The organism is Rhodococcoides fascians A25f, assembly GCF_000760935.2.
Taxonomy (GTDB): Bacteria; Actinomycetota; Actinomycetes; order Mycobacteriales; family Mycobacteriaceae; genus Rhodococcoides.
The window spans coordinates 5,571,914-5,590,192 of the sequence record NZ_CP049744.1; the positions used below are offsets into that span (position 1 = coordinate 5,571,914).

An 18,279-nucleotide genomic window follows, 5' to 3' on the forward strand; every position below is an offset into this window, starting at 1 on the left:
GTCGTCAACGAACACAGCCGTAGCCAGCACGCCGGTGACCGACACCTCGGCTCCGGTGACCGAGCCGACGTCGCGGGAGCGCCTGCGGGTGATTCTCGTACTCGGCGCGCTCATCGCCCTCGGTCCGCTGACCATCGACATGTACCTGCCGGCTCTACCGGCCATCGCCGACGACCTGAACACTCCGTCGTCCGCCGTGCAGCTCACGCTCGCCGGCACGTTGGTCGGGCTCGCCCTCGGACAACTCGTCATCGGGCCGCTGTCGGACATCGTCGGGCGACGGCTTCCCCTGATCGTCGGTACCGGCGTGCACATCCTCGCTTCCGTGGCCTGCATCGTGGCCCCGAACATCGCCGTGCTCGGTGGCTTACGCGTCGTGCAGGGTCTCGGAGCTGCGGCGGCAGCGGTGGTGGCGATGGCCATCGTGCGCGATCTGTTCACCGGCCGCGCTGCCGCCACCGTGCTGTCGCGTCTGATGCTCGTCATGGGCGTCGCGCCCGTGCTGGCTCCGTCGCTCGGCGGTGCCGTGCTGCTGGTCGGATCATGGCGTCTCGTCTTCGCAGCGCTGGCGATCCTGGGCGTCGGCCTTTTGACGTTGGCGATCGTGTCGCTGCGCGAGACCCTGCCACCCGAGCGTCGTCGAGCCAGTGGCGTCATGCCGGTGTTGCGCACCTACCGCTCGCTGTTGCGTGATGCCCAGTTCGTCGTACTCGTCCTGGTCGCCGCACTGGCGATGTCGTCGCTGTTCGCCTACGTGGCCGGGTCGTCGTTCGTGCTGCAGGAGGAGTTCGGCCTCGACGAGCAGCAGTTCGCGATCGTCTTCGCTGCAGGCGCGATTTCCCTGATCGGCGCGTCCCAGCTCAACGTCCTGCTGCTCGGACGCTTCGCACCGGTACAGATCGTCCTGTCGGCACTGTCGTTCGGCGTCGTCGCCGGCGGCGTCATGGTGGCATTGGCGGTGACCGGGACCGGCGGTATGGCGGGATTCGTCGTCCCGCTGTGGTTCGTGCTCGGGGCGTCGGATTCGTGATGCCCAACGCTCCCGCACTCGCCCTGTCTCGGCACGGTGAGGCCGCCGGTGGTGCTGCTGCACTCCTCGGAGCGGCGCAGTTCGGTCTCGGTGCCATCGTCGCGCCCATCGTCGGCGCACTCGGAAACGATGCGGTGGCCGTGTCCACGACGATGGTCGTGACGTCCGCTGCAGCACTGATCGCCCTGGGCGTCATCACCGCGCGGTCGTCTGCGCCGCAACCGGCCGAGGGAGTGGCACCCACCCACTAGGGTGACCGCCATGACCGAACGCGAGCGCGATGCGCGCGGTAAACCCCTCAATGCCAGGCCTCGCGACGGTCTCGGGCGGCCACTCGCCCGCGGTGGAAGCGGAACCCCACGCGTGCCCGACGACGTACGACTTCCGCCCGGCGCAGCTCTCGTCGAGGCACAGAAGTTTCTCGATGCGAACATGCCGTTCCACGCACACGAAGTACTCGAGGGCACGTGGAAGAGCTGCCCGACCGACGAGCGTCCGTTGTGGCAGGGTCTCGCCCAACTCGCCGTCGGGCTGACGCACCTTCTCCGCGGCAATCGCATCGGTGCCGCGTCGCTGCTTCGGCAAGGACACGATCGCTTGATCGGCTTCGAGGCCGACCCACCGCACAGTGTCGACGTCAGCGGCTTGTTGGCCTGGTCCGAAGGGCTGCTGGACGACCTGGAGACCGGAACCCTGCCGGTCTCCCCCGGTGTTCCGATGCTGCGCGCCACCGATCCCCGCCGGGGTGTGCCGGCACCCGATTCCGGCTCGAGCTAGCCTGAGAGAATTAGGTAAGGCTAGGACAATCTGCACCGGAAGTGGGGTTCGTCGGCGTGACCGTGTTCGCACCGCTGAGAGTCGCACGACAGGGACTCTCAGGGGAGACCATCAGCCCAGCTCAGCTCGGACGCACCCTGTGCACCGAGGTCGCCGAACAGGTTCCCTACTGGGTTGCCGTGTTGACCCCCGCCGAGCGGCCTCTGCTCGACGCCCGATCGGCATCGGGTCGTTCCGAGCAGGCTTCGGTGACGCTCGACCTTCCCCAGAGCCCTCACCACCCCCATGCCCTGCTGCTCGCGGCGCTCGGGTCGGCGGTGTGCACGTGGCAGCGGAACAACCGACGTGGCTCGTCGGCCGGCGTGCTGGTCGACCTGGATCTCGACGCCACGAGCGCAGTGCACCCGGTTCGCCTCCCCGCCGTCCACACCGACGCGCTCGCCGTGCCCACGCACGGCAAGAACCTCGTCGACGATGTCTCCAGGAAACTGGACTCGGTGCCGAACGGCGGCCGCGACTACGCGCTCACCCGCAACTATCCCGCGCTCGCATCACGCGCAGGGGCGCAGATCATCGTGCGTGACCACACATCGACGGAGCCGAAGGACGGATACGCGATCGATGTCAGGATTGCTGTCACGGACGCCGGCACCGCGGTGGCACGGGTCAGCTGGGCCGGCGAACTGCAGGAAGTCGACGAGCTGATCCGACTGTGGTCGGTAGCCGTCCATCACCTGACAACGACGGCAGCCGCGGCTACAGGCTCTTCAGCAGCCTGACGTCGTCCTCGATGCCTTCGGGCGGCGTCTCGAGAATCACCGGCGCGTCGGCGGCCAATGCGACGGCGGTCAGGATCTCGGCGTCGATGGTTCCGGTGCCGAGGTTAGCGTGTCGGTCTCTGGCCGAGTCGAACTCGTCGCGCGAGTTGTTCAGGTGCACCAGATCGATTCGTCCGGTGATGGCTTTGATGCGGTCGACGACGTCGACGAGATCCTCGCCCCCGGCCCACGCATGGCAGGTGTCGAGGCAGAAGCCGGCACCGAACTCGCCGATCGCATCCCAGAGCCGGGCGATGTCGTCGAAGTGACGCGCCATCGCCGAATCCCCACCCGCGGTGTTCTCGACGAAGATCGGCACCGCGAAGCCGCCCTGCTCGGCCTGACGCTCGAAGAGCTTGCGCCAGTTGTCGATTCCCTTGGCGGTATCCTCGCCCTCGCGGACGTGGCCGCCGTGGACGACCAGCCCGATGGCCCCGATCTCGGCTGCGGCAGCCGCCTGCTCGACGACGGCCTTCCTGGACGGGATGCGAATCCGATTGTTCAAGCTCGCGACGTTGAGCACGTACGACGAGTGCACCACCACATCGACCGAGCCGGCCAGCAGAGCCTCACCCTGCGGGTGTGGTTCGAGCTTGTTCCACTTCTGCGGATCGGTGAGAAACATCTGGACTAGATCGACGCCGAGCGCCTCGGCGGTACCGAGAGGGTCGGTGCTGTCGCGGACGTGTGCTCCGATGCGCATGACGTCCATCATAGGGGTCGTGTTCAGGGTCTCCCCTGATAGCAACCGGCGCAGAACACTGAAACACTGGAGCGTATGAGCGACATTGCCGCGCGCGCGGTCGACGTATCGAAGGTCTACGGCTCCGGGGACACCCAGGTGCACGCACTGTCCGGGGTGAGCGTCGAGTTCGCTCGCGGAGAATTCACCGCCATCATGGGCCCGTCGGGTTCGGGCAAGTCCACCCTCATGCATTGTCTGGCCGGATTGGACACCGCGTCGTCGGGCACGGTGACCATCGGAGACACCGAGCTGACGGCGCTCTCCGACAAGGAGATGACCGGATTACGCAGGGACCGAATCGGATTCGTGTTCCAGGCATTCAATCTGGTGCCCACGCTGACCGCGCTGGAGAACATCACCCTGCCACTCGACATCGCGGGCCGCGCCCCGGATCAGGGGTGGCTCGACACCGTCGTCGACCGACTCGGCCTCCGCGATCGCCTCGATCACCGCCCCAGCGAACTCTCGGGCGGGCAGCAACAACGAGTGGCGTGCGCCCGCGCGCTCGCCGGCCGACCCGACATCGTGTTCGGCGACGAGCCAACCGGCAACCTGGATTCTCGCTCCTCCGGCGAGGTGCTGTCGATTCTGCGCACTGCCGCAGACGAATTCGACCAGACCGTCGTCATCGTCACCCACGATCCACGCGCAGCCAGCTATGCCGACCGCGTCGTGTTCCTCGCCGACGGTGCCGTCATCGATCAGCTGAACTCGCCCACGGCCGACGCCGTACTCGAGCGGATGAAGAAGCTGGAAACGGTCCGATAATGGCGCATTCTGTCTCCAACAAGACTCAACGACACAAGCCGGCGGGCAATCCCATGCGCAAGGTGTCACTGAGAAACCTTGCTGCACACAAGGTTCGATTGGCACTGACGGTGCTGTCCGTCGTACTCGGCACGGCATTCGTCGCTGGTTCGTTCGTGTTCACCGACACCCTCCAGCGCACCTTCTCGTCACTGTTCGCCGATACCGCACAGGGCGCAGACGTACGGGTGAGTCCCGAGGACGCGCGCTCGAGCGGCGTGCCCAACGAGGACATCGCGGCAATCGCTGCCCTGCCGAACGTGCGCGCCGTATCGCCGTACGCCGGCGGACAGCTCGTACTGCTGGGCACCGACGGTGCCGCAGTGCAATCCGGCGGCGCACCGACCATCGGCGAGTCCTACCTTCCGGACGACCAACGACTCGGAGACCCGACCACCTTCGTCGAAGGCTCGGCTCCCACCACTCCCGGTCAGGTCGCGATCAATGCCGGCGGTGCCGAGCGCGCCGGGTTGAAGGTGGGCGACGCCACCCAGGTGCTCGTGCCGTCCAAGGGCATCACCGATATCACGATTTCCGGAATCTATTCCACTGCAACAGAATCCGGCGGGTACATCGGAATCCAGTTCGTGCAGAGCCAGGCGAACGAGTTGTTCACCGACGGGGCCCACGTGCAGTACATCGACGTCGCAGGTAACGATCTCACCGCACAGGGGCTCACGCAGAGCGATCTGCGGGACGAGATTTCCGCGGCGCTCCCCGGCTTGAAGGTGCAGACGGCCGCGGACGTACAGGAAGAGACCCAGGCCGAGGTGGAGTCGGCCCTGTCGTTCATCAATTACTTCCTGCTCGCCTTCGGCGGAATCGCACTGCTCGTCGGTACCTTCATCATCTACAACACGTTCTCGATGATCGTTGCCCAGCGAGTCCGTGAGCTGGCGCTGCTGCGGGCCATCGGGGCCAGCCGCGGCCAGGTCAGCCGCTCGGTGGTACTCGAAGCACTCGTCGTCGGCGTCATCGGCAGTGTCCTCGGCTTCGCGGGCGGAGTCGGGCTGGCCTACGGCCTGCGCGCTCTGCTCAACGCCTTCGATCTGGGATTGCCGTCGGGGCCACTGGCACTCGAACCCCGCACCGTCGCCGTCGCCTTCGCGGTGGGCATCATCGTCACCGTCCTGAGCGCATACGCACCGGCGCGTCGAGCAGCCAAGATTCCGCCGGTCGCCGCGATGCGCGAGGAGTTCGCCTCGGCCGGCGACACCCTGCGCACTCGGACGTTCGTCGGTGTCGGGCTGGGAATCGCCGGTGCGGCTGCACTGGTCATCGGCGCACAGTCGACCGGCGGAGCCGCGGCCGCGACGGTCGGGGCAGGTGCAGTCGCACTCATCGTCGCCACCGCACTGGCCGCACCGTCCCTGTCGCGGCCCATCGTCGGTGCACTCGGTGCCGTCATCACCCGTCCGTTCGGAGCGATAGGACGGCTGGCCAGAACCAACTCGGTGCGCAACCCGCGTCGCACCGCGGCCACCGCCTTCGCTCTGATGCTCGGCCTCATGCTCGTCACCGTGATCGGCGTGCTGGGATCCACTGCGAAAGCCAGCGTCGATTCGCTCGTCGACACCGGTGTGGAGGCCGACTACATCCTCTCGGGCCCCCAGTCGATCGGCGTTCCGACCGGTGCCACCACAGCAGCGCAACAAGTGAACGGCGTGGACCGAACCGCAGTTCTGCACCCGGTGTTCGTCACGATCGCCGGCGAGGAGGAGTACGGAGCCGCCATCGACGGTTCGCCGGAAGGCCTGCTCGATCTGTCGATGGTCCAGGGCACGGCAGACCTCGACAGCAACGGCTTCTCGGTATCGGAAACCGAGGCCGCCGGCCGCGGATGGACCGTGGGCACCCAGGTCACCTTCGACACCGTCGACGGGGCTTCGGTGCCGGTCACCGTCACCGGGGTGTTCACCGACAATCCGCTGATCGGAAACTGGATCGTCTCGGGCGACATCTATCAGAAAGTGACGCCGTCCATCACGCGGTCGGATCTTCTGGTGCTAGTGAAGGCCGTGCCGGGAACCGATCTCGGTACCCTTCGCACCGACCTCGAGGCCGCCACCAAGCCGTTCGTCGTCGTTCAGGTTCAGGACGTCGAAGAGTTCAAGGGCAGTCAGGGACAACAGATCGACACCCTGCTCGCCGTGTTGTACGGATTGTTGGCACTGGCCGTCGTCATCGCCGTGCTCGGCATCGTCAACACGCTGGCCCTGTCCGTCGTGGAGCGTCGGCGAGAAATCGGGATGCTGCGGGCCATCGGCATGCAGCGTCCACAGGTTCGTCGCATCATCTACCTCGAGTCGTTGCTCATCGCGCTGTTCGGCGCGATCGTGGGCGTCGTCCTCGGCATCGCCTTCGGCTGGGGATTCGTGCAGACCCTGCGCGACGAGGGCCTGGGGACCATGACCGTCCCCTGGGGACAGGTGGCGTCCATGTTGGTGGGATCTGCCGTCGTAGGAGTACTGGCCGCACTGTGGCCTGCTGTGCGGGCGGCTCGCACGAAGCCTCTGGAGGCGATCGCAGACCTCTAGTACTCCCGAACCCGACCGGGCATTTCGCAACGACACCTATTTGTTGTGAAATGTCCGGTTTTTGGCTTGCGCCGAAAGGTGATGCACGTCTACCTTTGAGACGGTAAAACAGTCTTCAAGTAGGTTTGCAGTCCGCAAACCAACTCTGTCATCACGGGTCGGGCTCGTGCAAGGAGAATCATGTCGGTTCAAGACATCGATGCACCCACCCGTCCCGCACTGGCCCCACTGTGCCGGCCCGAGAGCCGCGACACACTGATGGCGCGCTACCGGGAAGTCGCTCACGTTCTGCCGAACGCCGTTGCACTCTCCGTAGGCGGAACCTCGCTCACCTTCGACGAACTGCTGCACCGCGCATACTCGCAGGCTCGGAAGATCGCCACCCTCTTCCCCGGGGACTCTCGGCCGCTTGCCGTCGATACCGACGACACTCCGATCTCGATCGTGCTGATGCTGGCCGTCGTCGCCTCCGGTCACCCTCTCGTGCCGCTCGATCCCATGCTTCCCGCCGAGCGACGCGCCACGATCATCGACCGAGCCGGTGCGACGGCGATCGACGCCGCCACCGTTGCCGAGACCGTGGATTCCTGCGTGCCACTACCGACGCTGTCGGGCGATCACACCGCGGTGATCAACTACACCTCGGGATCGACAGGCACCGCCAAGGGCGTGATCCTCAGCCATCGCATGTGTCTGACCAAGGCATACGAGGTCGCCACCGCGTTGTCGATCGGCCCGCACGATCGCATCGGAAATTCGCTGCCGGTCAGTTTCGGTGCCGGGTTGAACACGCTCTTCGCCGGGCTGCTCAGCGGTGCCGCGGTCCACTGCCGAGACCCTCGGTCGGGTGCCCCGTCCGACACCGCCGAATGGATCGCCGAGCAGTCACTGACCACGCTGCACTGCTCCTCGTCACTGCTGCGCACGATCGCGGCAGCCGACCACGGGCACGCTGCCGTGCCCAGTCTGCGCGTGGTCACCACGTACGGGGAGTCCCTGCATTCCGACGACGTCGACAATTTCAGGCAAATGTTCGACGGGCATGCAACGGTCGTGAACTGGTACGCGACCACAGAGGCCGGGGCCGTCGCCTACAGCGAGTTCCCTCCGGAGCGGACGCTGCCGTCCGGCTTCCTGCCGGCCGGAAGGCCCATTCCCGGCAAGCTCGTCGAGGTCGTCACCACCGACGGCTCGGTGTGTATGCCCGACGCGATCGGCGAAGTCCGAGTGACGTCGACCTGCCTGGCCGACGGTTACCTCGGCGACGCAGGCCTGGATTCAGAACGATTCGCCGCTCTCGACGATGGCCTGTTCCGGTACCGAACCGGCGATCTGGGGCGTCTGGACGAACACGGGACGCTGCATCTGGCCGGACGCATCGACGACGCCGTCAAGGTTCGCGGCTACCTGGTCGAGCCGGCCGAGATCGAGGCAGCCCTGCGAGCCATGCCGGAGATCGACGAGGCCGCGGTGATCGGCAGACACTCGGGTACCGACACCGACCTGGTGGCCTACGTGTGCTCGGCGGGATCGGCCAAGCGTCCCTCCGTCGGCGAGATCAGAGCGTCGCTGCGCCGGACCCTGCCGGAATGGATGGTGCCCACGCACATCGTCGCGCTCGACGCGATGCCGCGCAACGAACGCGGCAAGCTCGATCGCATGGCATTGCCCGAGCCCGCGGATCGACGGGTCGAGCGAACAGCGGTCGGGCCGACCGAATACATCGTCGCCGAGGCTGCGCGGGCTGCCATCGGTCTGGACTCCATCGGCCGAGACGAGGACTTCCTGGCTCTCGGCGGTAATTCGCTGACGACAACGGCGATGCTCGCCCAACTGCGGGAGGGGTTGAAGGTCGATCTCACGGCGGAGGACGTGTTCGCGGCGACGACCGTTCGAACTCTCGCTACGACGGTCGATGCCCGCCTGCGAGACGCGGCCACCGTTCGTCGACGCACGTCCGGCGAACACGATGTGCTGGTGCCCCTGCGCACCGAGGGCAGCAAGGCACCGATCTTCCTGATCGGCGGAGCCGGCGTCGGCGCGATGGCATTCCTCAAGCTCGTCAAGCACATCGACGACGACCATCCGGTGTACGCATTGCAGGCGCACGGCCGGGGTAAGCGCGGACGACCGGACCGCACCATCCGACGAACCGCGAGGCGATACGTCGACGCGATACGCACCGTCCAGCCCGAGGGACCGTTCCATCTGGTCGGCCATTCGCTCGGCGGGTGGATCGCCATCGCGATGGCCGAGAGAATCCGCGACTGTGGTCTCGGATCTCCGCACCTGCTTCTGTTGGACACCCGGCTGTTTCGGCATCTGCTGGACAAGCTGCCCGGCGGTACCGAGGTTCCGGCTGCACCTCCGGCCCAGACGCGGGAAGAAGCGGGCTTCCACCTCGGCCGCCTCGGCACGGCCGCTCTGTGGATCCGCATGCAGTTCGCCGGGTTGTTGCGCTACCCGACGACCATGGAATGGTTGGTCTTCGCAAGCATCGGGTACGTGGCGTTGAACAAGCACGTGCCGACTCCGTGGTCGGGCTCGATGACCGTGGTTCGCACAGCGGAGAACGTGAAAGATGCCCGGTCGTGGCAGACAGTTGCTTCTGGTGAACTGACTTTCGTCGACATCAACGGCGATCACGGTGACATGCTGAGCGAACCGATGGCCGAGGAACTGGCCAAGATCATCGACGACACCGTCGGCAGCGGGCGCTGAAGCCCGGCAGCCCGTAGGACGGTCTGTCGCGACCGCGGCACAGCTTGTACGTTTGTGCCAGAAGGCGCGGCAGGTCCGAACTATTCGACAGGGAGGCCGACTATGAGTTCATCGTACGAATTGCAGTCCGTGGAACTACACAAGGACGTCCTGCGTTACGTCGACATCGGCGACGGTCCGCCCGTGATCCTCGTGCACGGTCTCCTCGGATCGCATCAATCGTGGGCACCCCAGCTCGAGCGCCTCTCGCACAAGTACCGGGTGATCGCGCCGGACCTGTTCGGGCACGGCGAGTCCGACAAGCCGACCGGTGACTACTCGCTGAGCTCACACTCGGCCACCATTCGCGATCTGATGGATCACCTGAAGATCGACTCCGCTCCGCTGGTCGGTCACTCCCTCGGCGGCGGCATCATCATGCAGCTGACGTATCTCTTCCCCGAGCGGGTCGATCGCCTCGCCCTGGTCAGCAGTGGCGGCCTCGGCCCCGAAGTGAGCCTCCTGCTCAAGGCCGCGACGCTGCCCGGTAGCGAGTTGGTACTTCCGCTGCTTGCGTCCGATTGGTTCCGCAAGAACGCCGAGGGCGCACTGTCGCAGCTGGGCAAGTGGGGCCTTCCGGTCAAGCCCGGTCCGAGCATGGCCGAGACCTGGCGATCGTTCCGGTCGGTCGCCGACCGCTCCACTCGTGAGGCCTTCCTGGCGTCGACGCGAGCAGTGGTCGGCCCACGCGGTCAGACCGTAAGCGCCAAACAGCATTTCGAGAAGTTCGAGTCGATTCCGTCTCTGCTCGTCTGGGGCGGTAAAGACCGCATGATTCCCGCCAAACATGCGGACAACATCCGACGCGAGGTGCCCAACAGCCGCGTCGAGATCTTCCCCGATGCCGGCCACTTTCCCCAGCTCGACGAGCCCGATTTCTTCTTCCGACTTCTGGACGAGTTCCTGGACTCGAACGGGCAGGGGAAGGACGTCGCGGCAGGGACCGACGCGCGCGAAGACATCACTCCGGCAGTCATGCCGCTGCAACGCCCGTGAGTGTCATCCCGATGTTCCCGCTCGGGAGCGTGCTGCTTCCCGGCGAACGTCTACCGCTGCACATCTTCGAGCCTCGCTACCAGGCGCTGGTACAAGACTGCCTGAAGCAGGACGACCCGAGCTTCGGCGTCGTTCTCATCGCGCGCGGCCACGAGGCCGGGGGCGGCGACGTTCGACACGACGTGGCGACGGTCGCGCACATCATCGGGCACGAGGCCATCGGAGACGGCAGGTACCTACTCGAGTGTGTCGGCGGCGAACGGATCCGGATCGACGCCTGGCTGCCCGACGATCCCTACCCCTTGGCAGACGTTCGACCGTGGCACGACGAGGACGCCGAGTCGGTGATCGCCGATTCCGAATTCGACACCACCTGGGCGCGGGTCGAGGATCTGTACGAGCTCATCGGCCGACTCGAATCCACCGAAAGCATTGCCACTCCGGGCTTTCCGGACTTTCTGAGCCTGCCGATCTCGGCCGCCGAGAAAATCTGGTCGCTGGCTGCACTGATTCCGATGGGACAGTCCGATCGCCTCGACATTCTGTCGGCACCGGACGCCCGGGCCCGCAAGACGGCACTCGACGACGCCATCGAGAACGTCACGGCCGTCGTACAGTTCAGACTGCAACCCTGATACGTACGAAACACGTCAGGCCCGACACGATGTGTCGGGCCTGACGTACGTAGTAGCGGGGACAGGATTTGAACCTGCGACCTCTGGGTTATGAGCCCAGCGAGCTACCGAGCTGCTCCACCCCGCGCTGTGTGTCCCCAACGGTACATGCCATCTCGGCAGTCTCCCAATCGCCTGGTCAACGCTCTACGGTTCTCGGTATGCCCACCGAGTCCTCCCCAGTCCTGTCGTATCCGTTCGATGCCGTCGCACAAATCACGCTGAGCAACCCACCGGTCAACGCACTGACCCGTCCGGCGACGCGGCGGCTGCATGCCGTTCTGCGAGAACTGGCTCGGGACGCCACAATTCGAGCGGTGGTCCTCACCGGCGAGCGGGTGTTCAGCGCCGGCTCGGACATCTCCGAAATGCCGGATATGCAGAACGACGGCGACGTGCTGGCACGCAAGAGCACCCTCGAGAACGCCACGCTCGATCTGCTGGCCGCACTGCCGCTTCCGACGGTCGCGGCGATCGACGGATTCGCATTGGGCGGCGGACTCGAGATGGCACTGTGCTGCGATCTCGTCGTCGCCGACGCAGGAGCTCGACTCGGACTGCCGGAGATCGACCTCGGCGTCATCCCCAGCAGCGGCGGATCGATGCGCGCCTTGCGCCGTGTGGGTCAGGCCCATGCGGCCGAACTCGTCCTGCTCGGCGAGCCGATCACCGCCGAGACCGCGCTCGAGTGGGGTCTGATCAATCGGGTGGCACCGCATGGTGCATCGCTGTCGGTGGCCTTGGACCTGGCGCAGACGCTCGCTCGGAAGTCCCGTTCTGCGGTGCACGCGAACAAGCGAGCACTCGAGCTCGTCTTCGGGCCATCCCCGTACGAACCGGCACAACGGGCATTGCCGGTATTCGAGGAAGCGTTCGGGTCGACGGACGGACGGGAAGGCGTTCGCGCCTTTCTCGCCAAGGAATCACCGAGATTTCGATAGGCGGCTCTGCGCGAGAATTGTTGCGCCGGTGACGATCTCCCAGCCGATTATGGTGTAAACCGAGATCCGCTCGAACGTTCCGCCGCCGAGGATCCCCGTGTCGGCGAGAAACAGGGCCAGACCGGCCAGGCCGACGACCCCCGCAGTGGCGCTACCGAGCGTGTACCAACGCGGCGCTCCGACGCGGCCGCCGTACCGGCCTGCAGCCAGGAGCACCAGGTTTCCGCCGATGATGGCCATACCCGCGCCCGCCGCGTGCGGTGCCGACGCTCCGTCGACCGAGGCATGCGCGAGCCCGACCACGATGCTGCCGACGCCGTGCACAACCGAGGTACCCAGCACCATCCACCGCGCTCGGCCCTCGAACAGCACCGACAATCCGAGGCCGGCAAGAACGAACAGCGTGCCGTCGACCACAAAACCGGTGTTCATCACCGGGTGCCACGGTGAGATGTCCGGAATCCCGAGGTCACTGATGTTGTTGCGCGCGTAGCTGTACGGCCGATCGGTCCAGCCCAGCGCCGCAACCGCTTCGGCGGCCAGATAGGTCACCCCGCCGACGAGAAAGGCTCCAGCGGCCAGGACCGTAGTTCTCTTCACAACTGCAGTATTCACTGCCTGCTTGCCCCGGATGCACCCGGCGTGTACCGATTGGTACAGTACCGGCTCATGAGCGATCGCCACGACGTGGTGCCGATACTCGCAGGGGTGTTCCGCGACCACGGGTTCGACGGTTCGTCTCTCGCGGTCATCAGCAGGCAGACCGGCCTGGGGAAAGGCAGTCTCTACCACTACTTTCCGCGCGGCAAGCAGGAGATGGCCGAGGCCGTCCTCGACGACGTGGAGCAGTGGTTTCACCACAACGTGTTCGAGCCGCTGCGGCACGGCACCGATGCCGCGTCGACCACGCACGACATGTTCGAGCAAACCGCCCGCTACTTCCGCTCCAATCGCCTGGTGTGCCTGTTCGGGGCGTTCACACTCGGCCTGGAGCGCGCGGCCTTCTCCGGACGCGTCGCAGCACATTTCGCGCACTGGATCGAGGCACTCACCCCGGTACTGAATCGGCTCGGACACGGCGACTCGGCGGCCGAACTGGCCGAGGAGATCGTCGCCGGCATCCAAGGCGCGTTGGTGCTCTCGCGCGCATCGGACGACGAGACGAGATTCGATCGACTGTTGTCGAGGCTGGAAGCATCGGCCGCACGCCTGCCCGCAGGAGTACACGCATGACTCCCGATGCCACGACACCCGAGCCCGCTGTACCCGAAGCCTTGACGCCCGAGCCCGCACCCGAGCTGAGGACCTTCGGGATACGAGAACTGCTGCGGCTGATCGTCATCGGTTCGGTGTTGACGTACTTCCAGGTCGTTGCGATCGGACGCTGGGTTCGTGCGCCCCGACGCGGATGGCCGATACATGCCTCGGAGGCCGTCGTCGACGCGTTCTTCGCTCTCGGACCCACATTCGTCAAAGTCGGGCAGCTCATGGGCTCGTCGCCGGGACTGTTCCCGAAGGTCCTCGCCGATACGTGCCTGCGGTGCCTCGACGAGGTTCCACCGTTCCCCGGCTCGCAAGCACGCGCGGTGATCGAGGCCGACCTGGGCCGCGGAATCGACGATCTGTTCTCCTCGTTCGACGACGTGCCGCTCTCGTCAGCGTCGGTTGCTCAGGTACACCTGTGCGTGCGCCGCGACAACGGACGCGAAGTGGTCATGAAGGTGCAGCGGCGGGGCATCTACCACCGCATGAAGATCGATCTACGGATCGCGTACCTCATTGCCCGCGGGCTGGAGAAGTTCATTCCGTTCTTCGCCACCGCCAATGCGTCGGCCATCATCGTGGACCTGCATGCCGCCACCTTCGCGGAACTGGACAGCGCCGTGGAGGCCAAGCGGCAGGACAGCTTTCGCGCGGCCATCGGTGCGTTCGGAGACAACGAGCACGTCACCGCGCCCGAGGTGTTCCTCGACTACTGCGGCGGCCGCGTCATCTGCATGGAACGCATGCACGGCTCCCCACTCGACCGCTACGAGCCCGGCGAGCAGTCCGAGCTCATCGTCCGCCGAGCGGCCAAGGTCTGGATGGAAGCGCTTGTGCTGCACGGTCTCTTCCACGGCGACGTGCATGCGGGCAACGTGTGGGTGCTCGACGACGGCAGGGTGGCGTTCCTCGACTTCGGAGTCATGGGCGAGGTGGACGAGCAATGGCGCGCGCTGCTACTCGACCTGTTCCATGCCACCGTGATCGACGGCGACTTCACCCGGCTCGCAGGTACTGTCAAGCGCCTGGGAATCGTTGCACCACAGATGGGTTCGGACGCCGAGGTCGGGGCGATACTGCAGTCGGTGTTCGCCCCGATGCTCTCGACGACGCTCGCGCACTTCAGTCTGGCGGACTTCATCCGGGCCCTGGTGAACATGGGCAAGCAGTACAAGACGTCGAGCCCCGAGGAGTTGATCCTGGTGGCCAAGCAACTCGGCTACTTCGAGAGATACGCCATCGAACTCGCACCCAACTGGGCTCTGGGCACGGATCCGTTCGTCTTCAAGAATGTCTTCCCCGCCGAGATAGCCGCCTTGGCCGAGGCGAGGGGTGTCGAGCTGCCGGAGTGAACCGGCAGTCCGCACACCCGATCACAGACTGAAGTCGAGCACCACTTTACCTGCGGCAGTCCGGTTTTCCAGTGACGCGATGGCCGCAGCGGCATCGGCAGCCGGGAACACCGAGGGCTCGGGAGCCACGAGGGAACCGTCGGCGAGCAGCGGTTCGATCTCGGCCCACTGGGTGGCGAGGTAGCCCGGCCGCGTCATCCACCACGCGCCCCAACCGACGCCGACGACATCGACGTTGTTGAGCAGTAGCCGATTCACCTTCACCGTCGGAATCTCACCACCGGTGAAGCCCAGCACCAGAATTCGACCCGACGGTGCGAGCGAGCGGATGCTGTCGGTGAACCGATCGCCGCCCACCGGATCCACGACCACATCGACCCCGCGTCCGCCGGTCAGCTCCTTGACCGCGTCCTTCCACCCGTCGACGAGAACGACGTCGGTGGCTCCGGCGGAGCGGGCGATGTCGGCCTTCGCCTCCGAGCTCACGACGGCGATCACCCGGGACGCACCGAGTACCGGAGCCATCCGCAGCGCCGAGGTTCCGATTCCGCCTGCGGCACCGTGCACCAGCACCGTCTCGCCCGCCGCCAGCCGGCCGCGTTCACGCAGCGCGAAGTGCACCGTCAAGTCGTTGAACAACAGACCGGCCCCTGCAGTGAGCGATACCGACTCCGGCAGCGCGAACACCGTATCGGGTGAGACCACGGCGACCTCTGCCATGCCGTCGCTCAAGCCCGTCAGCGCCGCGACGCGATCGCCTGCCGAAAAGCCGGACTCCGCCGGAGCCGACCGGACGACACCGGCGATCTCGCTTCCGGGAACGAACGGCAATTCCGGCTTGTACTGGTACAGCCCACGGGTGAGCAGCGCATCGGGAAAGGCGACGCCCGCGGCATGGACCTCGATGACCACCGACCCGTCGCGCGGGGCAGGTTCGTCGATGTCCACCACGCTCACCGAGTCGGGTCCGTCGAGGCTGGAGATCTGTACCGCGCGCATGAATGGTCCTCTCGGTCGGGATCGTTCCCTGCACGCCACCGTACAAAACTGCCGAACTCACCGCAGCTACCGGCATGCGGTACCGGTGATGTGCTCCAATCGAAGGGTGAACACCACTCCCCTCACCGTCGTCCAGCCCGACGGCACCGCCCGTGGCGGCGTCATCGTCATCCAGGAAGCCTTCGGCGTCACCGACCACATCGTCGACGTCTGCAATCGGGTTGCGGCCGCAGGGTGGGTCGCGGTCGCTCCGCATCTGTTCCACCGGCAGGACGGCGTCACTGTGCTCGACTACTCGGACATGGACTCGGCCATGGCGGCCATCGGGAAATTGAAGGCGGATGAGGTGGACTCCGACGTGGACGCGGCGGCGAGTGCGCTCGCCGAACTCGGATTCGAGCCCTCGTCCATCGCGATCGTCGGCTTCTGCATGGGCGGCACTGTCGCGTTCCATACCGCTGTTCGGCGGCAACTCGGTGCGGCATCGACATTCTACGGAGGTGGAATCACGAAGGGCCGCTTCGGTTATCCTGCGATGGACTCGGTAGGCGACGCTCTCCAGACACCCTGGCACGGCTTCTTCGGAGACCTGGACGAGGGCATACCGTTCCAAGACGTCGAGACGTTGCGCGAGATCACCGCGACGGCCCCGGTCGACACCGAGATCACCCGCTACGCCCACGGCAAGCACGGGTTTCACTGCGACGACCGCCCTGCCGTGTTCGACGCCGATGCCGCGGCCGATGCCTGGGGCAAGACTCTCGAGTGGTTCGACGCCCATGTCGCACGCTGAACAACCGCGCTCCGACGCCGAACTTCTCGAAGAGACGGAACGCATCGTCGCCTTCTGGACCGAGCTGTCGTTGCCCGGCCTGTTCGACGTCCACACACACTTCATGCCGAAGAACGTGATGGACAAGGTGTGGAGCTACTTCGACAGTGCCGGGCCGTTGACCGGCAGCGTGTGGCCCATTTCGTATCGCTTTGCCGAAGACCGACGGCTGCAGGTCATTCGCGGGTTCGGGGTGCGCAAGTTCACCTCGATGATCTACCCGCACAAGCCGTCGATGGCGGCGTGGCTCAACTCGTGGGGTGCCGATTTCGCGGCCCGGACTCCCGACTGCCTGCAGACCGCTACCTTCTACCCCGAGGACGGTGCCGCCGAGTACGTCGAGCAGGCATTGACGAACGGTGCCCGAATCTTCAAGTCGCACATCCAAGTCGGCAACTACTCACCGAACGATCCCCTGCTCGACGGCGTCTGGGGCGCACTCTCGGACGCGCAGGTACCCGTGGTGATCCACTGCGGCTCCGGTCCGGCACCCGGCACCCACACCGGACCGGAGCCGATTGCCGCACTGCTGCAACGGTTCCCCGAGCTCCCGTTGATCATCGCGCACATGGGCATGCCCGAGTACGTCGACTTCCTCGACCTGGCCGATCGCTACGAGAACGTTCGACTGGACACCACGATGGCGTTCACCGACTTCTCGGAGGCGGGCGCACCCTTTCCGAGACACGAGCTGCCACGACTGCTCGATCTGCAGAATCGCATTCTGTTCGGCAGCGACTTTCCCAACATCCCGTATCCGTACCTGGACGCTCTGCACGCAGTACGCCGACTCGACCTGGGAGACGACTGGGTTCGCGCAGTGTGCTGGGAAAACGGGGCTGCACTGTTCGGCTGAGCAACTGTTCGGCTGAGCACCCAGGCAGAGCAGTTCTCTAGACCCAGAACTCGGCGATACGCTCGGCGATGGCATTGCCCTGCGCTCGTCCGGCCACGGCCGCAGCTGATCGGACGGCGACGTCGGTGGCGTCGGGTCCGATTGCCGCCGACGAATCGGCGTCGGGTGCAACCACTTCCACCTTCGAGCCACCCTTCACCAACCGCTCTCGTTCGATGTCGAAGGGATCGTGCTCCAGGTCGAGTGCGCCCACCCTGAACACCAGCACCTTCTCGAAACCGACTGCCAGATCGGCGTTTTCGCTCGCACGGATACCTCCGTCGACGTAACGATGATCGCCGATCGTCACCGGGGGCCACATTCCCGGGATGGCGCAGCTCGCGGCCACCGCGTCGACCAGCTGAACGCCCGAGCCACGATCGAGTACCCGATGCCGGCCGGTCAGCGCGTCGACGGTGACGATCCGCAGGTCGCGGATCGGCCATGAGTGCGACGGCAGCCGTCGCTCGATGATGGCCCTGCGCTCACGCTCGGTGATCGTCGAGGCCGCCAGCGCCTCGCTGCCGATGCGACGGCGAGTGTCGATGGCACTTCCGTCCGAATTCTGAGCCGCCCGAGCCAGCATGGAGACCAGCTCGTCGATGGTTGCCTCGGCGTGCGGCTCGTCGTCCTGTTTCGATTCGTCTGCCTGACGCTCGAACAACTCGGCCAACGTGGCACCGCTCGAGATCTGCGCTGCCACCGAGGAGCCGGCCGATGTTCCCAGCAGCATCTCGGCATCGGTGACGTCGGCTCCGGATTCCGCCAATCCCAGTAGGACACCCGTCTGCCACGCAATACCTGCGACTCCGCCGCCGCCCAATACGAGTGCTCGCCTGGTCATGGCCTTACT

General features: G+C 65.9%; 16 protein-coding genes, 1 tRNA gene and 1 pseudogene. 13 read left to right on the forward strand and 5 right to left on the reverse strand.

Annotated elements, in window-relative coordinates:
- Positions 1-88: 88 nt before the first annotated feature.
- The 3 genes and pseudogenes from BH93_RS26155 to BH93_RS26165 all read left to right on the forward strand — a co-directional run bounded on the left by BH93_RS26155 (position 89) and on the right by BH93_RS26165 (position 2,586).
- Positions 89-1,281, forward strand: a pseudogene (locus tag BH93_RS26155) (multidrug effflux MFS transporter).
- Between the two features lie 10 nt (positions 1,282-1,291).
- Positions 1,292-1,807 (forward strand): DUF309 domain-containing protein, encoded by a 516-nt coding sequence (locus tag BH93_RS26160; protein ID WP_052064938.1) that lies wholly within the window; start codon positions 1,292-1,294, stop codon positions 1,805-1,807.
- Positions 1,808-1,863: 56 nt separating this feature from the next.
- Positions 1,864-2,586 carry a hypothetical protein gene (locus BH93_RS26165; protein ID WP_155290894.1) on the forward strand — a complete coding sequence of 241 codons (723 nt, stop codon included), beginning with the start codon at positions 1,864-1,866 and terminating at the stop codon, positions 2,584-2,586.
- On the opposite strand, the gene BH93_RS26170 is transcribed toward BH93_RS26165, so the two are convergent.
- The gene (locus tag BH93_RS26170; protein WP_032379378.1) at positions 2,564-3,328 is read right to left on the reverse strand and encodes a deoxyribonuclease IV; all 765 of its coding nucleotides are present in this window, start codon (positions 3,326-3,328) and stop codon (positions 2,564-2,566) included. The two genes, BH93_RS26165 and BH93_RS26170, sit on opposite strands and share 23 nt — an antisense overlap.
- Before the next feature lie 75 nt (positions 3,329-3,403).
- Between BH93_RS26170 and BH93_RS26175 the strand changes: the two genes are divergently transcribed.
- The 5 genes from BH93_RS26175 (at position 3,404) to BH93_RS26195 (ending at position 11,105) form a co-directional block, all read left to right on the forward strand.
- Positions 3,404-4,138 carry an ABC transporter ATP-binding protein gene (locus BH93_RS26175; protein ID WP_032378575.1) on the forward strand — a complete coding sequence of 245 codons (735 nt, stop codon included), beginning with the start codon at positions 3,404-3,406 and terminating at the stop codon, positions 4,136-4,138.
- A gap of 53 nt (positions 4,139-4,191) precedes the next feature.
- The gene (locus BH93_RS26180; protein WP_037172577.1) at positions 4,192-6,714 is read left to right on the forward strand and encodes an ABC transporter permease; all 2,523 of its coding nucleotides are present in this window, start codon (positions 4,192-4,194) and stop codon (positions 6,712-6,714) included.
- A gap of 180 nt (positions 6,715-6,894) precedes the next feature.
- Complete coding sequence (locus BH93_RS26185) at positions 6,895-9,435, forward strand: alpha/beta fold hydrolase (protein ID WP_037172478.1); 2,541 nt, start codon at positions 6,895-6,897, stop codon at positions 9,433-9,435.
- 102 nt (positions 9,436-9,537) lie between these two features.
- Positions 9,538-10,470, forward strand: coding sequence for an alpha/beta fold hydrolase (locus tag BH93_RS26190; RefSeq protein ID WP_037172476.1), 933 nt, complete (start codon positions 9,538-9,540; stop codon positions 10,468-10,470).
- Positions 10,467-11,105, forward strand: coding sequence for an LON peptidase substrate-binding domain-containing protein (locus tag BH93_RS26195; RefSeq protein ID WP_032378578.1), 639 nt, complete (start codon positions 10,467-10,469; stop codon positions 11,103-11,105). Before BH93_RS26190 ends, BH93_RS26195 begins: the two co-directional genes overlap by 4 nt.
- A gap of 53 nt (positions 11,106-11,158) precedes the next feature.
- Here BH93_RS26195 and BH93_RS26200 read toward each other — a convergent pair.
- A tRNA-Met gene (locus BH93_RS26200) sits at positions 11,159-11,232 on the reverse strand.
- A 73-nt stretch (positions 11,233-11,305) separates the two neighbouring features.
- Between BH93_RS26200 and BH93_RS26205 the strand changes: the two genes are divergently transcribed.
- Positions 11,306-12,085: an enoyl-CoA hydratase/isomerase family protein gene (locus BH93_RS26205; protein ID WP_037172474.1), complete on the forward strand. Its 780-nt coding sequence runs from the start codon at positions 11,306-11,308 to the stop codon at positions 12,083-12,085.
- On the opposite strand, the gene BH93_RS26210 is transcribed toward BH93_RS26205, so the two are convergent.
- Positions 12,068-12,685, reverse strand: coding sequence for a DUF998 domain-containing protein (locus BH93_RS26210; RefSeq protein WP_165712873.1), 618 nt, complete (start codon positions 12,683-12,685; stop codon positions 12,068-12,070). The two genes, BH93_RS26205 and BH93_RS26210, sit on opposite strands and share 18 nt — an antisense overlap.
- Before the next feature lie 69 nt (positions 12,686-12,754).
- Here BH93_RS26210 and BH93_RS26215 point away from each other — a divergent pair, with 69 nt between their 5' ends.
- Together BH93_RS26215 and BH93_RS26220 are read left to right on the forward strand one after the other, a co-directional pair.
- Positions 12,755-13,318, forward strand: coding sequence for a TetR/AcrR family transcriptional regulator (locus BH93_RS26215; RefSeq protein WP_197914507.1), 564 nt, complete (start codon positions 12,755-12,757; stop codon positions 13,316-13,318).
- Positions 13,315-14,700, forward strand: coding sequence for an ABC1 kinase family protein (locus BH93_RS26220; RefSeq protein WP_052064930.1), 1,386 nt, complete (start codon positions 13,315-13,317; stop codon positions 14,698-14,700). Before BH93_RS26215 ends, BH93_RS26220 begins: the two co-directional genes overlap by 4 nt.
- 21 nt (positions 14,701-14,721) lie before the next feature.
- On the opposite strand, the gene BH93_RS26225 is transcribed toward BH93_RS26220, so the two are convergent.
- Positions 14,722-15,699, reverse strand: a complete 978-nt coding sequence (locus tag BH93_RS26225) for an NADPH:quinone oxidoreductase family protein (protein WP_032378580.1) — start codon at positions 15,697-15,699, stop codon at positions 14,722-14,724.
- 106 nt (positions 15,700-15,805) lie between these two features.
- Between BH93_RS26225 and BH93_RS26230 the strand changes: the two genes are divergently transcribed.
- Positions 15,806-16,492: a dienelactone hydrolase family protein gene (locus tag BH93_RS26230; protein WP_037152459.1), complete on the forward strand. Its 687-nt coding sequence runs from the start codon at positions 15,806-15,808 to the stop codon at positions 16,490-16,492.
- Positions 16,479-17,387, forward strand: a complete 909-nt coding sequence (locus tag BH93_RS26235; RefSeq protein WP_052064929.1) for an amidohydrolase family protein — start codon at positions 16,479-16,481, stop codon at positions 17,385-17,387. Before BH93_RS26230 ends, BH93_RS26235 begins: the two co-directional genes overlap by 14 nt.
- 37 nt (positions 17,388-17,424) lie before the next feature.
- On the opposite strand, the gene BH93_RS26240 is transcribed toward BH93_RS26235, so the two are convergent.
- Positions 17,425-18,270: a patatin-like phospholipase family protein gene (locus BH93_RS26240; RefSeq protein ID WP_037172468.1), complete on the reverse strand. Its 846-nt coding sequence runs from the start codon at positions 18,268-18,270 to the stop codon at positions 17,425-17,427.
- Positions 18,271-18,279 lie beyond the last annotated feature (9 nt).